The sequence below is a fragment of the Sphingobacterium zeae genome (assembly GCF_030818895.1).
GTDB classification, from domain to species: Bacteria; Bacteroidota; Bacteroidia; order Sphingobacteriales; family Sphingobacteriaceae; genus Sphingobacterium; species Sphingobacterium zeae.
This window is the reverse complement of record NZ_JAUTBA010000001.1, coordinates 3,212,778-3,231,176: the sequence shown is the minus strand read 5'-3', so window position 1 is coordinate 3,231,176 and position 18,399 is coordinate 3,212,778. Positions and strand designations below refer to the sequence as shown.

At 38.6% G+C, this 18,399-nt stretch carries 12 protein-coding genes and 1 pseudogene; 7 read left to right on the top strand and 6 right to left on the bottom strand.

From position 1 onward, the window contains the following. Positions 1–13 precede the first annotated feature (13 nt). The 4 genes from QE382_RS13490 to QE382_RS13475 form a co-directional block, all read right to left on the bottom strand. Positions 14–862, bottom strand: coding sequence for an MbnP family protein (locus QE382_RS13490; RefSeq protein WP_307186352.1), 849 nt, complete (start codon positions 860–862; stop codon positions 14–16). Positions 863–979: 117 nt separating this feature from the next. Continuing rightward, entirely contained in the window at positions 980–1,828 is an 849-nt protein-coding gene (locus tag QE382_RS13485) for a FixH family protein (protein ID WP_307186351.1), read from the bottom strand. Between the two features lie 14 nt (positions 1,829–1,842). Then, the gene (locus QE382_RS13480; RefSeq protein WP_307186350.1) at positions 1,843–2,502 is read right to left on the bottom strand and encodes an SCO family protein; all 660 of its coding nucleotides are present in this window, start codon (positions 2,500–2,502) and stop codon (positions 1,843–1,845) included. An 89-nt stretch (positions 2,503–2,591) separates the two neighbouring features. Then, a complete protein-coding gene (locus QE382_RS13475) occupies positions 2,592–2,972 on the bottom strand; it encodes a hypothetical protein (protein WP_307186349.1) in 381 nt (126 codons plus the stop codon). A 479-nt stretch (positions 2,973–3,451) separates the two neighbouring features. Between QE382_RS13475 and QE382_RS13470 the strand changes: the two genes are divergently transcribed. Genes QE382_RS13470 through QE382_RS13460 form a run of 3 tightly spaced genes read left to right on the top strand, consistent with a single transcriptional unit; the run spans position 3,452 to position 9,735 of the window. Then, entirely contained in the window at positions 3,452–6,631 is a 3,180-nt protein-coding gene (locus tag QE382_RS13470) for a SusC/RagA family TonB-linked outer membrane protein (protein ID WP_307186348.1), read from the top strand. Positions 6,632–6,642: 11 nt separating this feature from the next. Next, entirely contained in the window at positions 6,643–8,409 is a 1,767-nt protein-coding gene (locus QE382_RS13465; protein WP_307186347.1) for a RagB/SusD family nutrient uptake outer membrane protein, read from the top strand. A 6-nt stretch (positions 8,410–8,415) separates the two neighbouring features. Continuing rightward, positions 8,416–9,735 (top strand): glycan-binding surface protein, encoded by a 1,320-nt coding sequence (locus tag QE382_RS13460; protein WP_307186346.1) that lies wholly within the window; start codon positions 8,416–8,418, stop codon positions 9,733–9,735. Between the two features lie 169 nt (positions 9,736–9,904). Here QE382_RS13460 and QE382_RS13455 read toward each other — a convergent pair whose 3' ends face one another. After that, positions 9,905–12,706 carry a PAS domain-containing hybrid sensor histidine kinase/response regulator gene (locus tag QE382_RS13455; protein WP_307186345.1) on the bottom strand — a complete coding sequence of 934 codons (2,802 nt, stop codon included), beginning with the start codon at positions 12,704–12,706 and terminating at the stop codon, positions 9,905–9,907. A 333-nt stretch (positions 12,707–13,039) separates the two neighbouring features. Then, positions 13,040–13,891 (bottom strand): AraC family transcriptional regulator, encoded by an 852-nt coding sequence (locus QE382_RS13450; protein ID WP_307186344.1) that lies wholly within the window; start codon positions 13,889–13,891, stop codon positions 13,040–13,042. An 85-nt stretch (positions 13,892–13,976) separates the two neighbouring features. On the opposite strand from QE382_RS13450, the gene QE382_RS13445 reads away from it, so the two are divergent. The 4 genes and pseudogenes from QE382_RS13445 to QE382_RS13430 all read left to right on the top strand — a co-directional run bounded on the left by QE382_RS13445 (position 13,977) and on the right by QE382_RS13430 (position 18,301). Further along, entirely contained in the window at positions 13,977–14,924 is a 948-nt protein-coding gene (locus tag QE382_RS13445; RefSeq protein WP_307186343.1) for an NADP-dependent oxidoreductase, read from the top strand. Between the two features lie 61 nt (positions 14,925–14,985). Further along, a complete protein-coding gene (locus QE382_RS13440) occupies positions 14,986–15,582 on the top strand; it encodes an NAD(P)H-dependent oxidoreductase (RefSeq protein ID WP_307186342.1) in 597 nt (198 codons plus the stop codon). Between the two features lie 317 nt (positions 15,583–15,899). Continuing rightward, positions 15,900–17,392: pseudogene (locus QE382_RS13435) on the top strand (histidine kinase dimerization/phospho-acceptor domain-containing protein); the annotation flags it as partial. Then, on the top strand, positions 17,384–18,301 hold the full coding sequence (locus QE382_RS13430; protein WP_370877895.1) for a response regulator: 918 nt from the start codon (positions 17,384–17,386) through the stop codon (positions 18,299–18,301). The pseudogene QE382_RS13435 and the gene QE382_RS13430, both read left to right, overlap by 9 nt. Positions 18,302–18,399 lie beyond the last annotated feature (98 nt).

Below are 18,399 nucleotides of genomic sequence, written 5' to 3'. Positions count from 1 at the left end.
ATCCCTACTGATCTTATTTTGTTTTGGATTCAGTTCCTTTGAAAACTATTGCCTTGGAAAGAAACGTATCGCGCAAGCCTTTCATCAGATCTTTTGTTGTCTGACTGATGGTATTATTGGCCCAAGGATAAGGGGTGGTTGACAAAAGCTCTTTCACATCGACATTAAAATTGATATTGGAAGTGTTGGTACCACTGATTTCAATATTTTTATCAAATGTAACTTCTTTCTCTGCACCAGTATAGAGATCATTGGAACCGATATCCCACAATAATGTTTTTTTGTTTGGATTGCCATCAGCCCAATAGATATTTCCTTTCAGGTTCAAGAATTTGTAGCTTGTAAACCACATCCATCCATCATCAAACCCCATTCCGTTCAGCACGCCAAGCTCCCCTGTGGTCAATGAGAAGTTATCATTATATTTAGGCTCAACACCGATCGAAAATTTGATACTTTTGTATTGTCCTACCGGAATATTTTTGAGCTGGATTTCTTCTCTTTTTGTAGCAGGGTAGACATCATTGGAGTGATCAACGACCAGTTCTTGGGTTTCCTCTACCAGGTAATATGAATTGGGTACCAAGATTTCCTGTCCGGCAGCATTGATCAACTTGACATTGCTGACCCAGTAACGGAATCTGCTAAAATCAAATTGAAGATTGTAGGTGCCACTTTCATTGGTCAGCTTGAAATCATATTTTTTGTTCAGTTCAAAATCCTGGTCACCATATCTTGCGTCGAATTTGAGCGTTGCTGTTCCCTGGCTGTCTGTTAAGATTTCTTTAACTACTTCTTTCTCACAAGATGAAAGAATAATACCTGCAACTGCAGTCAATAAAAACATTAGATTTTTTTTCATTTTAATAATTTATTTTTTATATGTGTGTTGGTTATAAAATTATCGCAAACTTGGAAGCTATTTGGAGTTGAAAAAACAGCCGTATGTTATGCTAATTCCATATTTTTATTTCAATTACTATTTAATTACCTGAACAAAATATTTAATATCATCCTGATTCGCTTTCTTGCCGTCTTTCCACAGTTCAACGATGATTTCCCATTGTCCGGCCATGGAAAAGTTAACTTCGCCTTCATAGTAGCCATTTCCTATTCCTTCAGCATCCTTATTGCCCGAAGAGCCGTGTCCCATAGATGGCATATTTGTTTTCAGCTTGATGACGTATCCATCCAATGGTGGAAAATTATTGTGCTCCATCCTACTCATCAAAAACTTGATGGGATGCTGTCCTTGCTTTACTGTGTCAGGTAGCAGGTTAGATATAAATACGCGACTATCATCCCGGGTACCGGAACTCATGGTGCGCATTGTCTTTGCGGCTGATACCGGAAGTTTAATGGCCACGGTATCTTTTATATTGTCCCTTTCCAAGAGGGTATACAAATGCCAGCCTGGTCCCATATCCGGTATATCGGCCATGATAAACACTATTGCCCCACGGTACCAGCCCTCGCCTAAAGCAATAGGATGTTCAAAAGGTCCTCCATGTTTCATCATTCCCATATCCATCTGTGGGTAATAGTCAAGGGATGAACTATCGTAAGGTTTCCCATCTTTGTCCTTTACCTGTAAATAAACAGTGTGGTACTTATTGTCAAGTTTAGCATCAGCAAAGACTTTAAATGTTAGCTCATTGTATGTGGTATCAGAGATCGGAATAAGTTCGGATTCGCTGGGAATGGATGGTGTCACGGAATCCTTGGCACCAGTATGTTTTTTGGCGTTATTTTCAGACGAACAAGCGATCGCCGATAAGGCAATTGAAAATGCTACGGTTAGTTTGAAAACTAGTTTTGATAATTTCATTTAATTGTTTTTTATTATCCTTTATTCAGCAAAAGCTGGATATCTGCTATAATTTTCGGAATTGAATCTGTTTTTGTACCATCATATACTGCCCTGATCCGAAAAGCAGTATCAACAAGTGTAAAAGCACCACTATGATCGAATCCTCCTGGAGCATTCGGATCTTGCTGTGCGAACGAGAAATAACCGTCAGCACCAGCGAGCTTGTACACCACGGCTTTCGGCCCATGAAGGAAAAGCCAATTGGAAGGTGCGCCCAGTTCTGCTTCATACCGCTTCAACACATAGGGTCTGTCGTATTTGGGGTCTACCGTGTGTGATACAATGACAACCCGGGGTTCATTGACAAAGTGTTTTGCTACTTGAAGCAAATTACGGGAAGTGACGGGACAGATCGTGGGACAACGCGTGAAAAAGAAATCGGCCAGATAGATTTTTCCTTTCAATGTATTTTTAGACACGATGTTGCTATCCTGATCTACCAGTGTAAAATCGGGAATTGTATGATATAGGGTATCCATAAGCTTAATTCCGTCCTTATCAGTTTCAGTAATCTCTCTTTCCCCTAAAATGGGTAATCGATCTGAAACAGATGATGGCGTACATGCAATAAATTGGCATGTTAAAAATGAAAATAAGCCCACAGATATCCCAATACGGGAATATGTGTTCATGTTATCTTGATTTATTTATTTTTGACAATCGCAATTGAAAGAGCTATCTCATTGAATAGTTTATCAATTGTTACATGCTATAAAATAATTTAAACCAATGGTGGATGGAAAATTGTAAAAATGGGATTGTACGAATAATCTTGTTTGTATTCTGGGTATGACAAACCAATATTTTCTTCGCTACTTAAGGAAGATATATCAAAAGAAAAATTGTGGGAGCTGTCGACAAAGACTACGTCAATAATACGAGATTCAAGATTTTTTTGTTCTTTTTCCTCATGTTCGCGCATTTTCTTCATCAATACACATTGTCCGCGGCAGGAAAGTGCTTTTTCATTGAAGCGATTTACACATTCATTGCGTGCGATATAATCCCTATTCAGTTCAAATACAGACCATAGCCATACATTTGAGAAACTCTGTAGGAGCATCAATGGCAGCAAGATCCATATGAATTGTTTCGCTTTCATGTTTAGTTAATCCGCCAAATATAAAAACGACAGTTGAAATAAGCAACAAGCAAGAAAAATAAATCTTCTAGCGCATATGCTCATCGTAATTTTTACATCTGTATCACAGTAAGTTAAAAAAGGATGTTACAAATTACAATGATTATGAAACACGACTGTATTTTAATTTTAAAATGTTATCACGACATTTAAATCCAACAAAGGGCAAGCATTCCGACCTATGTCGAACGAAATGCCCTAAACCAATTATAAATACTATTTATATTATGAAAAATCCAAATCAAGGAATGAGTATTGCTGTGCGTCAATTTCATCCATCAGTCCAATTTTTAACAACCACTGAACATCTACTGCGACGTGCCAAGCCAAAAATTTCTTTCCTATTCTTTAGGCGTAACAATTGGTTTAGAAACTAGAAAGAAATCAATAGTCTTTTTCAAAAGAGAAAAATTGGAACAATAAACTAACCTCTTTAAATTATGAAAATCCATTTATTAATAATTCTGTATTTGTTCAGCTGTCTAGAAGCTTTCAGTCAAAGTATACAGATAACAGGCTCAGTAAAAAATTTGTCCGGTGAGCCGTTGATTGGCGTTACGGTGGGAATAGAGAATTCCAGTACCGTAACCAAAACAAACAATGATGGCTTTTATACCATAAAGGCTCCAAAAAATGCAAACCTCAACTTTTCGAGCGTAGGTTATCAATCCATTACAGTAGCTACTTCAAATCGTAAAACGATTGACGTTATCCTACAAGAAGACACCAAGAAAATTGACGAAGTTATTGTAAACGTCGGGTATGGTACGATGAAAAAAAGTGACCTTACAGGTGCTGTTTCGTCAATTACGGCAGAGAGTATACAGCAATCTGTACCCACTACGATAGATCAAGTATTTCAGGGGCGAATAGCGGGGTTACAAATGTCGTCCAATTCTGGTCTTCCGGGGGGCGGAAGCTCTGTTCAAATTCGGGGAATTAACTCAATCAACAGTACCAATGAGCCTATTTACGTTGTGGATGGAGTCATTATGAGTGGACAAACTGGTAATAACGACGTGAATGCTCTGGCAGGGATAAATCCGAATGACATTGAAAGTATCGAGGTGCTTAAAGATGCATCTGCTTCCGCAATTTATGGTGCTCAGGGTGCAAATGGTGTCATTATAATTACTATGAAAAAGGGTAAAAATGCGCGCCCGATTATCAGTTTCAATGCAAAATATGGTCTTGAAGAGCTCCCAAAAAAGATAAAAATGATGAATCTCAGCGAGTATGCCGTACACCACAACGCGTTTTCCAATGTACTTGGCTATGGATATCGGACTGACTTTGCACACCCTGAGTATTTAGGTGAAGGAACAAATTGGCAAGATGAGCTCTATCGGGTGGGCAAACTACAAACGTATGATGTTGCTGTAAGAGGCGGCACCAAGATCTCCAATTATGCAGTATCTGCAGGTTATCTTGATCAAGATGGCATCATATACGGGGCAGGCTTTAAAAGGTTCACTTTCCGACTAAACCAAGAGACCGAATTGCGCCCCTGGCTAAAGATGGGCGCTGTACTGAATGCAAATTATACTAAGCAGGCTACTGCTGTTTCAGCATGGAGCGTTGTAGGAAGCTCCTTGCTTCAAACACCATCAATACCTGTCCGCAACGCCGATGGTACATTTGGAGGACCCTCGTCGGAGTATGATGCCAATAATCTAGGCTTTGCAAACCCATTGGCGATTGCGCAGCTCAACCAACGTAATCGGACCCAATTCGGAGGAAGAGGTAATTTCTACCTGGAATTTAAACCGACGACATGGATGAATTTTAGATCCGAACTCACCGGAGAAGGTAATACAAATAATTATCAGCAGTTTTTGCCGGCTTATACATTCGGGGCTTCGATTAAATCCAACGCTGAAACGCGACATGAAAAATCCTTTAATACGTTCTGGTCGCTGAAAAATCTTCTAAATTTTAACAAAGATTTCGGCACAAAGCATAAGACAACATTCATGCTCGGAAATGAAGTCATTGCCACACGTTATGAATTTTTAATGGGTGAGCGGCAATACGGTTCAAGTGAACTGCCAGGTTTAGACGCTGGCGACGCGGAATATGATTCGAATGCCGGGAACTCAAACGAAACCAAAAGGGTTTCTTTCCTTGCAAGAGGTACGTATAATTATGATGACAGATATCTTTTTACCGCGACATTTCGCCGTGATGGATCGCATAACTTTTCCAGAGGCCATAGATGGGGAAATTTCCCTTCGGCAGCGCTGGCGTGGCGGGTCTCCCAGGAGCGGTTCTTCGCTCCTTTGAAAAATACAATTGATGACTTCAAATTTAGAGTAAGCTATGGAGCTGTTGGGAATGCCAATGTTGACGCATTTGCTTACCAAGCCATTTTGGCCAATGCCCTCACAAACAACTGGGGCGTCGGATATTCGACTTCAAATATTCCGAACGAGTATATAACATGGGAAACAACAAAATCATGGAATATAGGTTTAGATCTAAGCTTTTTAAAACGCCGTGTCGAACTAGTTTTTGATGCTTACAATAAAATCACAGACGACCTTCTTTTGCGGCTGTCGTTGCCCTCATTTACCGGGACACGTGGGAATACCCCTGGCTCGGCAGCCCCTCCTTATTATAATATTGGTGCAATTCAAAATAAAGGAATTGAGTTTTCTCTCAATACACATAACGTCAAAAAACCTGATTTTAATTGGCGAAGTGGACTCGTATTTACCCTCAATAGAAATAAGGTGACGCGGATGAATACCAGTACAGCAACGATTCAGCAAATTGATTATTCTAACGGAACAAATATCATCACACAAACGATGCAGGGTCAGCCTATTTCGCAATTTTATGGATATAAGCAGATTGGCCGAATTAATTCTGCTGCAGACTATTTAAAAGACAACGGTAACGGAACCAGTACGGTAGTCACAGCAACCTTTAAGAATAGAATTGGAGATATTGTGAATAATGAAGGTTTAGCAACCTCCACCTATGTTGGCGACATCCTTTATGCAGATCTAAATCAGGACGGGATCATCAATGATGCCGACATGGCATTGATCGGAAGCCCATTGCCCAAATTCACTTTTGGTCTGAACAATACATTTAATTACAAAAACTTTGATTTTACGCTATTTCTAAACGGATCCTTCGGCCATAAGATCTTTAATATTCTTCGAACATCTCTGGACAATCCCAGAACGTACAGCAATGTTCGAAAAGAGGTAGCCAATTATGCTCAAATTGGTTACTACGATGGCAATGCAGAAAATACGAACGTTTGGAACGCTTATGTGCTACCTGGCTCAGACCCTGAGTTGGGAAGATTATCGGTCAGAGACGCTCAAAATAGTATCTTTAGCGATCGCTTTGTAGAAGATGGAACTTTCTTAAGGGTACAGAATATTGCATTGGGTTATCGTTTTCCTACAAAATTCTTATCAAAATATAATATCAATACTATTCGGGTATATTCCAATCTACAGAATGTGTTCATCTTCACGAAATATAAAGGCTACACTCCCGAGGTAGGCTCAAGCTCGGGTCAAAGTATGCTTCGCTACGGCGTAGACGGTGGATTTGTCCCTTCACCACGGACGTACACATTGGGTTTAGATATTACTTTTTAATCAATTTGATCATGAAAAAAGCATTTTATTATATCTCTTTGGCCTGTGCCGCTTTATTAGGCTTTTCCAGCTGCGAAAAATACCTCGATGTAACATCAGAAACACAGAAACAAGCTAATGAATCGTTTAAAAATATCGCTGACCTCCGTGGTGCCACAGCATTTTTGTACTGTCGTCCATGGTACACCACCAACACCTCACTACGGGAAATCACCGAAGCCAGAGCGGGAAATCTATATGTTGATGGCGTCACCGGCGAACTGATTACCACCGCTTTGTTCTCCGAAGTTGCCAATTACAATAACATCGCAAACTCTTGGGCATCATTATATCTTGTCATTACGCAAGCGGATTATATTATCAATGATTATGTAAAGACAGCGATCGCAAATGGTATAAACGAAGCGGAAGCAAAAGCATGTGAAGCTGAAGCCCGATTTATGCGTGCAACCGCGTATTGGTATCTTGCCAATCTATGGCACGACGTACCTATTATAGACGACCCTAGAAGCCATACGTTAAATCCGCTGACGCCGCCACATCGCTTTGAAGATGTGGTACAATATGCCATTAATGATCTACTATTTGCGGCCGAACATCTTAAAGATACCGATACAAAAGGTCGGGTCACCAAAGATAGCGCACGCGGTATGCTGGCGCGGTTGTACCTCATGGCTGCAAATTACGCCATGGGCAATCATTTCTCAGCTGAATATATAAGCAGGAATAATGGTGGCAGTAACAGCGGATTGGCCGATAATTACTTCGAGCAAGTAAAAAAACTTTGTCAACAAGTAATTGAAGGCGGCTACTACTCTATGTTATCCGATTTTGAACAATTATGGCGAACGCAGAACAATAATAATTCAGAAACATTGTTTGGAATTCAATTTATACCGGGTATTACAGAATGGGGATACACAAGCCCCTTAAACGATCTAGCTTACAACAGAGAGTTAACAGGAAACTTGAACGGGGGTGGGGCGATATTCGCCTCTTACGACATGCTAAAGTCTTTCGTTGATGATGGTGCGTTAGCCAGAATGCGTGGAAGTGTAGCAATACCTGGACAAAATTACAATTACATAGGAACACACTTAAGCGCGGGAAGCTGGACTGTGCCTAGTGGAAAAACGAAGGTCAATCTAAAAAAATTTGTCGTCGGAAGCAGTAAAGACACCGATGGTGCCGCCGTTCAGGGCAATACAGGATTAGTATCGCCCATGCTACGGATGTCGGAAATTTATCTCATGTATGCTGAAGCCGCCCTAGGAAAACAGCTACAGACCGCTGATCCACTTGCGTTAGCTTATTTCAATAAAGTTCGGGAAAGGGCATTCAGCAAAAATACACAAAACTACGTGGCTGCAACGACGGTTACCCGGGATAAATTATTTATGGAAAGGCGACTCGAGTTTTTTTATGAAACAATCTACTGGACTGACCTTAAAAGGAGATCTTTTTACGACATGGACTGGATCCTTAACCTCCTTAATAACAAGCTGAAAGATAGTGATGCTGATACTCCATTTACTAATTATGCTGCTTGGGCTTACACGTATGATCCTCTACTCTACCCTTCTGGTAAAGGCTGGACAAACTCGCCCCGCGCGCAAAGTGGGTATAAGCCTCAGTCAGTGGTACACAATCTGCCCGCAGGATCTTACGTCCACGCAGTGGGTGCAACATCCAATATTTGGTGTTTGCCCTATCCTTCTGCTGATGTAACAACTGATCCTGAACTGACCTCAGCTCCAATAAATTATGACTTTAAATAATTTGACATGAAAAATTTAAGAATTATATATATATTCATTTTAGCATTGATATGTTATAGCTTTTTTTCTTGCAAAAAGGATGTATCTAGCAGCAACATTCAGATTGCGGGTGTCTGGTCACACAGCCGAAATACAGAGAGCTCCCAGATATCTTCTATTTTTTTCAACAACTGGATTCGTATTCACGGCAACGGCTTTAACGGGCTGCAACGCGTATATTTTAACGGAATGCAGGTCCCATTTATACCTATTTACGTGACTGACACAGACATTATTATTAACGTACCAGAGACCGTACCGACAGGGAGTGACGTAAAAGACCCAACTCTTTTGAATACTATCAAGCTGGTGACCTCAGCAGGTCAAGCAAGCTTTGATGGATTTATTTTTCGGGACCCCGATAAAATACCATCTATCACTGGAGTGTCCTATACAATGCCCTATGCTGGAGATCTCATTGAAGTATACGGCAAAAACCTGAAAGAATCGAATGCGATCACTTTCCCTGATTCGACAAAAGGCATTATAAAATCTGCCAATGACTCCATCTTACAAGTGATTGTTCCGGCTAACATAGATAGACAAAAATATGGTCGTCTTACGATTGACATCGATAATGAGCGCTATTCTTCTGCCCCTTACATGTTTTTTCAAAATGGCATGTTTCTACGAACTTTCACAGAGGAAGCTATGATTGCCGGAGGAAGTAATGGGATCAGAATCTACTCAAATCCAGTGGAAATAACAGCACTCACAGGCCTTCCCCAAAACCCAGAATACGTAATCGCTATACCAGCGACAAAAGTCGATATACCCGTAGCGGCAAACAATGGTATAAGCGGTAACTTCTTTAAGTTTTACGCCTACAAAGCTTTCAATACATTGATTGAAAAAAATGGCGATATAAAAGGAAATACCTCGATTGAAAATCTCGCCATACAATTTGACCTCTATATGCCGTCACCGTGGGTATCAGGCGCCATTCCATTTAAAATGAATAAAAATAGAAGTGGTGTAAACTATGCCTACCTCTATAATATCACTCCTTGGGAATGGAAAAAAGTAATTACAGGAGGTCTAGAACTAAACCCGTTTAAATTTGAAAATGGGTGGAAAACTATTACGCTCAAGTTTAGCGATTTTCCAACATTAGCTATGAGCTCGCTAAAAGACTATTCAACATCTTTGCAAACAAATGGCTTTGAATCGCTGGTGGGATATACGAATTACGATGTCAACGAAGATGGCCATACACCGCAAGCTGTAAAGAACTTCCAGATGTACCTAGCAAACTTTAGGCTTGTTCCATTGACAAATTTAGAATAAAAGATCCGTCATATCATCCATTCCCTTTTCAATCCTTTCCGCCCAGAATTAGCTCTAATTACTGGGCGGAATAATTTTTTTTAACAGCCCGCTTTTCGAATACGAACTTCAGTATTCTAGAAAATTCTTTACCTCGATTACAATTGTTGACTGATTTGATGGGTCTTTTCTAATATCTTGGCAACCATCTCCGTAGAAGATCCAATAATGTATTCTTTACAAAAGGTTTCACCGCAAAATCGTCCATGCCATACGATATGCATCTTTCTTTTTCACCTTTAATATTACTTGCAGTCAGTGCTATGATGGGCGTATGCATTTCCTTTGCTTCATTTTTTCTGATTAATTTAGTTAATTCATAACCATTCATCTTAGGCATCTGTATGTCCATAAATACCAAATCAGGAGCATGTTCCTTAAATAATTCATATCCTTTCAAACCGTCCGCAGCTTCAATAATTTCAGCATTTGGAAGAACATTGCGTACAATCGTATGGGTAAGTAACATATTAAAGTTATTGTCTTCAACAATTAAGATTTTATGTTTTGACTCAAGAAAATCAGTTTCTTTATCATCGAGTTTTGATGATTTAACATGCTGCTTTAACACGTCAACCAACACTGAGTACAGCTGATCGATCTTAATAGGTTTATTGATAAACGAAGTAACATCACCGTTATTATCTACGGGCGTATTGCTCTCTAATGTAGACACCATTAGAACAATCGGCTGTTCAGTCTCACTATAGATTAATTTTTCTCTAATTTTTCTTATTGTATCAATACCGTTCATCACTGGTAAGTCTTGGTCAATAATAATCATATCATATCGATGCCCTTTGGCTAATAATTGAAGAACTTCGAATCCGTTATCAGCTAACGATACGTTTACTTTCTTCATATTTAATATCAATGCTGTATTCGCTCTATCGGCATCATCCCGAGCGACAAGTAACATATGTAATGATTCCAAAAGTTTCCACTCATAGACTTCACCGTCTAGGGATTTTAATGCTATTTCAAAATAAAAGTTACTTCCTTCGCCATATACACTTTCTAATTGTAGTTGACTATTCATCAGTTTTAGCAACTGATTAGAAATACTAAGTCCAAGGCCAGTCCCTCCAAAAGTTTTGCTTATTGAAGCATCTTCCTGCGAAAATGCTTCAAATATTTTTGCCTGCTTATCTGGCTTAATGCCAATTCCGGTATCAGTTACACTGAAGCGTAGAGTTGTGGTACTGCTGTCGGAAAACAGTACATCGGCACCAAGCTCAATCTTCCCCCGCTCAGTAAATTTTAATGCATTACTCAGCAGATTCATAAGCACTTGTTTCAATCGAAGAGCATCAACCCAAATGTAATGCGGTAACGATTCAGATAGGCTTAGCTTAAAACTTAACTTTTTGTTTTTTAGTTGAGGATCAATCAAACTCCTTAATTGAGCGAGCATTTCATATAAATCACTTTTCTCAACGGAAAGTTCTAATTTTCCAGCTTCAATTTTAGAAAAGTCAAGTATATCATTTACAACTTCCAAAAGAATATTAGCAGATTGATCGACGATAGAAAGATACTCTCTTTGCACGTCATCGAGTTTTGTACGGCTCATTAAATCCGTAAAACCTAAAATTGCGTTTAAAGGTGTCCGAATTTCATGACTCATATTAGCTAAAAATTCGGACTTTGCTTCACTCCCCTGATCAGCAAGTTTTTTTGCTTTTTTTAATTCTTCTCGCTGCAGAACAATCTTAGTAATATCTGTGGCTATATATAAATAACCTATGATCTCGTCCGAAATATCTTGGATTGCAGTAACAACAACAGATACATAAATTTGTGTCATATCCTTTTTTACATATATCCATTCTTGCTGCTCTGATCCAAAACGTTCTGCATTTTCGACAAATACGCTAATTTCGCTAACAGGATAACCCAGTTCAGTTTCCAATTCATGCGCTCGATCTTTTATTTCATCGCTACTATGAAATAATGTCGGCCTAACTTTTCCGACGACTTCTTTACTGGTATACCCTAATAGATCTTCAGCTCCGCGATTAAAAAGCGTTATCAATCCTTCTGAATCAGTTGCTATAATGCCAACTGCAGTCGTTGCGTTTAATACATCTTCAAGCAATTTTTTGGACTTGATGGAATCTACCTCAGATTGTTTCCGCTTATCAACATCCTGGAAAGTCCCATAAAGGCGAATACATTTTCCATTTTCGAAAGCCGCATTTCCAAGCACTCTAACCCATAATCCCCTGCCCTGAGCTGTTTCAATTTCCAGTTCAAGATCCCAAGGCACTCCATTGGATATCGCATCATTCATAGCTTGAACAATTCTCATTTGATGTTTTGGATCCTTGTAAAATTCTACCGCCGACTCAACAGTGGGCTTATAGTCCATGCAAACACCGTGGATAGTTTTAGTCATTTCAGACCAATTGATTGAATGCTCTACTAGATCATACTCCCAACCACCTACCCTTGCCACTTTACTTGTCATGTCGATCGTAGATTTTACATATTCCAATTCACTGCTTAGATTAATACGCTCATTACTATGGTAGATCATTTCAAGCACCTCGAGGCATAATAAAGATAAAAGAGCGCGTTGATTATCGTTAATATCTTTCACATTGCTATCCATAACGCTTAAGAAACCAACTGTATTTCCATCTGCATTTACTAATGCTGTTTCAGAATAGTAGGCTATGTTATATTTTCGGAAAATTACTGAATTGCGCAAAAAACATTGTTCATCCTTGAGCGCTGAATGTGTCGACTTGATATTACTATCAAACACATATTCCAAAAGCACTTTGTCTACACTTGCGTTTCCTTCCACATCGTGGAAGTAAGTAGCAACAAAATTTCGATTATTATCAAATAAAGTTAATATGGCCATTTCTGCATAACAGATCAATTTAGCTTTAAGAAGCACTCGAAAGACCTCGTCTTTAATCATATCCGCTATTAGCTTATAATTTTGATCAATTTTGAAGTGGAGATTGTTCCCATTTTTAGGGTATCTTTGGTTATGCATAAGACCGTAACGTGCTAGAGAAATTTAAAATACATGAACAAAACAACCACATTAATCAAATGGTTTTTAATAGAAAATAATTAAGTTAAATTATAGCTTAGTAATGTTATAAAGTGATAATGCCCTGACTTGAAAATGGTAATTAAATTTTGTGAATAGCTCAGGCGTAATTTCAAGCTCAATTTACTCGGGTATCCCATTACCGTATTTACTGGAAAATATAGAATATCTAATGATAAGGAGAATTTAAGCCTGTTAAGCGTCTTCAGAAACGTTTAAATGCGCAGTGTCGCGAAAAACTTTTAAACTAACCCCTTTGTGCCGTTTGAAAAACTTATTGATATGGCTTTCATCTGCAAAACCAAATTCGTCGGCTAGTTCATGAACTCTTTTGTTACTAAAGCGCAATCGATGCGCTATCAAGCGAATACGATAGGAGGATATATAGCTTTGGATGGTTTCGTTGCATTGCTTTCGAAAATAAGTACCGAGGTAGGTGGGTGATATACCGAACTTATCCGCAATTACTGTAACTTTCAGTAATTCAGGTTCTCGAATATACTCCTGTATGTAATCCAGTATCTGCAATATTCGACCGTCTGATCTTACAGTGATGCCACTAGGCTTCATTATAGCAATATTTCTTCCTGCTATGACAATTATAGCGTTGACCAAATGACGGATAAGGTCCTCATTGTACATAAATTCATAGGATATGGCCTGTCGTAAATTTTGCATAAGAGATGAAACCATTTGCTGATCTTCTCTATTAATAAGGACTGACCCAGATAAATGCGAAGCATAATACAATATACATTCCATATGGTCCATGCTTTTCCATTGATATTCTTTTATATAGCTTTCCCCAAAACGTATAACCATAAACTCACAAGTGATTTCTAAATCAAACTCGTGTCGATCATGCGGAGCAAGAAGAAACATATCACCCGTACGGTAAGTGATCTTGTTTCCATTGACAACGTGAACTCCACATCCCGAAATAACATAAACCAATTCAAAAAAATTAAATTCTCTGTCACGCAATGGACAGTTGTCCACCTTTTCATAAAAAACTTGTACTGATTGATAAATATTTTCCTTGGGCATACTGCAAAAATACCAATAAATACTTTAAATGTACCTGTTTTAGGAATGCTTATCGGTCTATATTTGCCTAATAAATAGTAAGAAAATGAAAGCAATAGTATTGGAAAAGTTCGGAAATACCACTGGTCTTGTTTACAAGAATATTGAAAGACCAACTGTTAAAGCATATGAAGTTTTGATAAAGGTGAGGGCCATCAGTGTTAATCCTGTTGATGCTAAAGTCCGTAGCAAGCAAGCACCTTTAGCAGAAGATTTAGCGCATCATGATCCATTGATTTTGGGGTGGGATGTTTCTGGAGAAGTGATAGAAACCGGGGATCAGGTTCACCAATTTAAAATTGGTGATGAAGTTTTCGGGATGGTCAATTTTGTTGGTCACGGCAAAGCGTACGCCGAATACGTCTCTGCTCCGGCGGAGCATCTTGCTTTGAAGCCGCATAGCATTAGCCATATCGAAGCCGCGGCCAGTACCCTATCGGCCTTAACAGCATGGCAGGCGTTTGACAGTTATGGAAAATTGAGACCGAAAGATAAGGTTCTTATTCACGGAGCTTCGGGTGGCGTAGGACATTTTGCTATACAGATTGCAAAACATATTGGTGCTTATGTGGTTGCAACATCATCTAATTCCAATCGAGATTTTGTCCTCAGCTTGGGTGCAGATAAACACATAAATTATGAAACGACACATTTTGAAGATGTACTATATGACATAGATTTTGTACTAGAAGCCATTGGGGGCGATAACTTCCAAAAGTCCGTAAGTGTACTCAAGCCGTTTGGAACTATAGTGGCATTACCGTCTGGTCACACAAAAGACGACGAGCTTAAAGCGCAACAAAAGCAGTTACATGCCTGCTACTTCATGTCCGTTTATTCTAGCGGTATTGATATGCAGCGAATTGCGTCACTATTAGAAAGAGGTATCTTGAAACCTCATATTTCTCATGTGTACAATTTCGACGAGATGGCAAAGGCACATCTACACATCGAAACAGGCCGTACAGTTGGAAAAATAGTAGTCACTTTATAAAACGTTAAGCCATTTTACAAGCAGCCAGTCAAGTTATCCAACAGCATTTAAATCAAAAGAAATGAAAAAAATAGTAGTCATCAACGGACATCCCGATAACGAAAGCTTCAACGAAGCGTTAGCACAGTCATACATTAAATCTTCATTAGCAAATGGGGCTGATATACGCTATGTAGCCATAGGAGCATTAAATTTTAACCCCAATCTCCAGTTTGGCTATCGACAAAGGATGGATCTTGAACCAGATTTGGTAAAAGCATTGGAAGATATACAATGGAGCCAACACCAGGTTTGGATACATCCGCTGTGGTGGGTGGGTATGCCTGCAATTATGAAAGGCTTTATCGACCGTTTATTTCTACCTGGACTAGCCTTTAAAAGTGCTAAAAATGGGATTATTACGGGGCTGCTACGTTCAAAGACAGCAAGAATTATTACCACATCAGGCGATTTATCTCTGGATACTTATGAAGAAATTTATCATTCTTGTGGGCTCGTTCAATTGGAAAAAGGCATATTGAAATATTGTGGCGTGTCTTCCATTCAAAGTACATTTATAGGCCCATTACACAATATGGATAGATTTGATAGGACAAAATATTTGGAATATACGGCCTCGATGGCTTTTAATGATATGAATATAACAACCGCAACTTAGTTTACAGTTTTTTTATTAGAGAGTTTTTTTATTAGAGATTATTATTAATAGCTGTGCAAATTTGATAGTTTAAAGTACGTGTGTACTTAAATCTATAATGTTCCACTTTTTTAGTATCTTGACTGTAAACAACCATACAATGCCGAAAAAAATTATTAGAAATCTTCAGATAGGTATAGTGCTCTCATTGCTACTGCTGATTGCAAGTTCAGTAGCATCCTATATCAGCATTCGAAACCAGATGGAGAATAGAGAAAGCTTCTTAAAAAGTAAGGAATCTATAAGTCTGATAAAAGATCTTCTAAACATACTCTTAGATGCTGAGACAGGCAATCGGGGATATCAGCTTACTATTAAAATCCGACATTTTACGCAGAGATAAGCTCGAAAAGGATCTTTTTCGTACCAAGGAAATGCTGGAGGAAACAAGTGCGGTAGCACAAGTTGGCGGCTGGGAGGCTAATATGAAAACTGGTAAGCTCTTCTGGTCTCAGAGCACGAGGGAAATTCACAAAATCAAAAGCAATTTCCAACCAACCTTTGAAAATGCTCTTGGATTTTATGAAGGAGAAAATGAAAAACGAATAAAATCGCTCTTTGACAGGGCTGTACAACAAGGAATTTCTTTTGATGAAGAGCTTCAGCTTTTGCGTAATGACGGCATTACAATCTGGGTGAGAGTAAAAGGTATTCCTGAATTTAAAGATGAAATCTGCAACAGAGTTTATGGAATTATTCAGGACATTGATACCGTTAAAAAAATGTTGCTGGAAATTACGCGCAAAGAGGCTATGATGCAATCTTTCGCCACTGATGTCCCTATTCCTTTAGCGATGTTCGACAAAGTCTTTAACTATGTTGCTGTAAGTAGCAAATGGAAAGAGGAATTTGATGTTCATGATGTGAATCTTATCGGCAAAAATCTCTTCAGCACATCTCCGGATATTCCAGGAGAAAGAACAGAAATCTACAGGAATGCATTGTTGGGACAAACTTACAATCATGGAGACTTTAAATTAAAGGTGAAAGGAAAGGAAGAAATTCAGCATTATGACCTTAAAGTGGGGCCTTGGTATCTTACAAACGACGATGTAGGCGGTATCATTATTTCCATACAAAATATTACTAATGCAGTAAAAATTAATGATGAGCTAAAAAATGCGAAAGAAGCCGCAGATCTTGCCAGCAAGGCAAAATCCGAATTTTTAGCCAACATGAGTCATGAAATTCGTACGCCTTTGAATGGGGTTATTGGTTTTTCCGACCTCCTCTTGAGAACACCACTGAATGAAACACAGAAGCAATATCTGAATTATATCAATGAGTCCGGTGAAAACCTGCTTGGAATTATCAATGATATATTGGATTTTTCCAAAATAGAATCCGGAAAAATGGAGCTCTCAATCGAAAAAAGCAATATTTATGATATGCTAAGCCAAGTTATAAATGTTATTCTTTATCAATCGCACAAAAAAAACATCGAACTCTTGCTGAATGTTGAACCAGAATTACCAAAAATGTTATCCTTTGATGAAGCAAGGTTAAAGCAAATCTTAATCAACCTTTTGGGTAATTCCGTTAAATTTACAGAACAGGGAGAGATTGAATTAAAGGTTGAGAAGTTAGACATAGACGATAACATGATCACTTTACGCTTTTCAGTAAGAGATACAGGGATTGGAATCCTGCTGAGAAACAGAAATATATTTTTGATGCTTTTACCCAAGAAAACAGTTCTATTAGCAAAAGATATGGAGGCACGGGGCTCGGGCTAACCATCTCGAACAATATTTTGGGATATATGGGAAGTCATTTATCCCTAATCAGCCAAATGGGAAGCGGTTCAGTATTTTTCTTCGATATCAAGGTCCCCTATGAAATTCCCGAATGGAAAGTTGAGGATGAGATATCTATCAAAACGGCTCTAATTGTCGATGATAATGAATCCAACAGAATCATTCTAGAACACATGCTTGCCTATAAAGATATCAAGTCCTCCTTGGCTTCTAATGGAATGGAAGCGTTAGATATCATGTTAAAAGGTGAACGGTTTGACGTGATCCTAATGGATCATCATATGCCTATAATGTCGGGATTGGAAACAATCGATAAAATAAAAGGATTATTAAATCGGCACAAAGAGACTACCCCATTTATACTACTCGCTGCTTCTTCCGAGGAACTGGAAAAATATACATCGCGTAAAAATACTGAAAATATGTATCTATTGATGAAGCCTATAAAGTCCAATGAATTATACCAAATACTTAAAAACATTAATAAAAATACTGCAGCAGAAAACATAGTGAACCAAGTAGGAGGACAACCACCGTTATTTGTTCTACCATCGGAAGTATTATTGGTTGATGACAATCCTGTGAATATGGCCCTAAATAATAAGTTAATCAGGGACTTTGCTCCTACTGTGCAACTAACAGAAGCTGTCAATGGTATGCAGGCATTGGAAGAATGTAACAAGAAGCAGTTCGTTGTTATTATTATTGATGTACAGATGCCAACAATGAGTGGTATTGATGCGACACGATATATTAGAATGTTGCCGGGTTATCAAGATGTACCTATCATAGGCCTAACTGCTGGCAGTGTACCGGAAGAAAGAGAAAGATGCATTGAATACGGAATGAATGACCTTCATGCCAAACCTATACGACAGGCTGAACTTTTTGATGTACTCAAGAAATATATAAAGGTGGACTAATCATGACGTAACAATTTTAAAACCGTTTAAGAACGTGTATATTAACTTGACATCCAAGAACGGTGGACGCTCTTTCATAACTACAGAGACTATAAAAA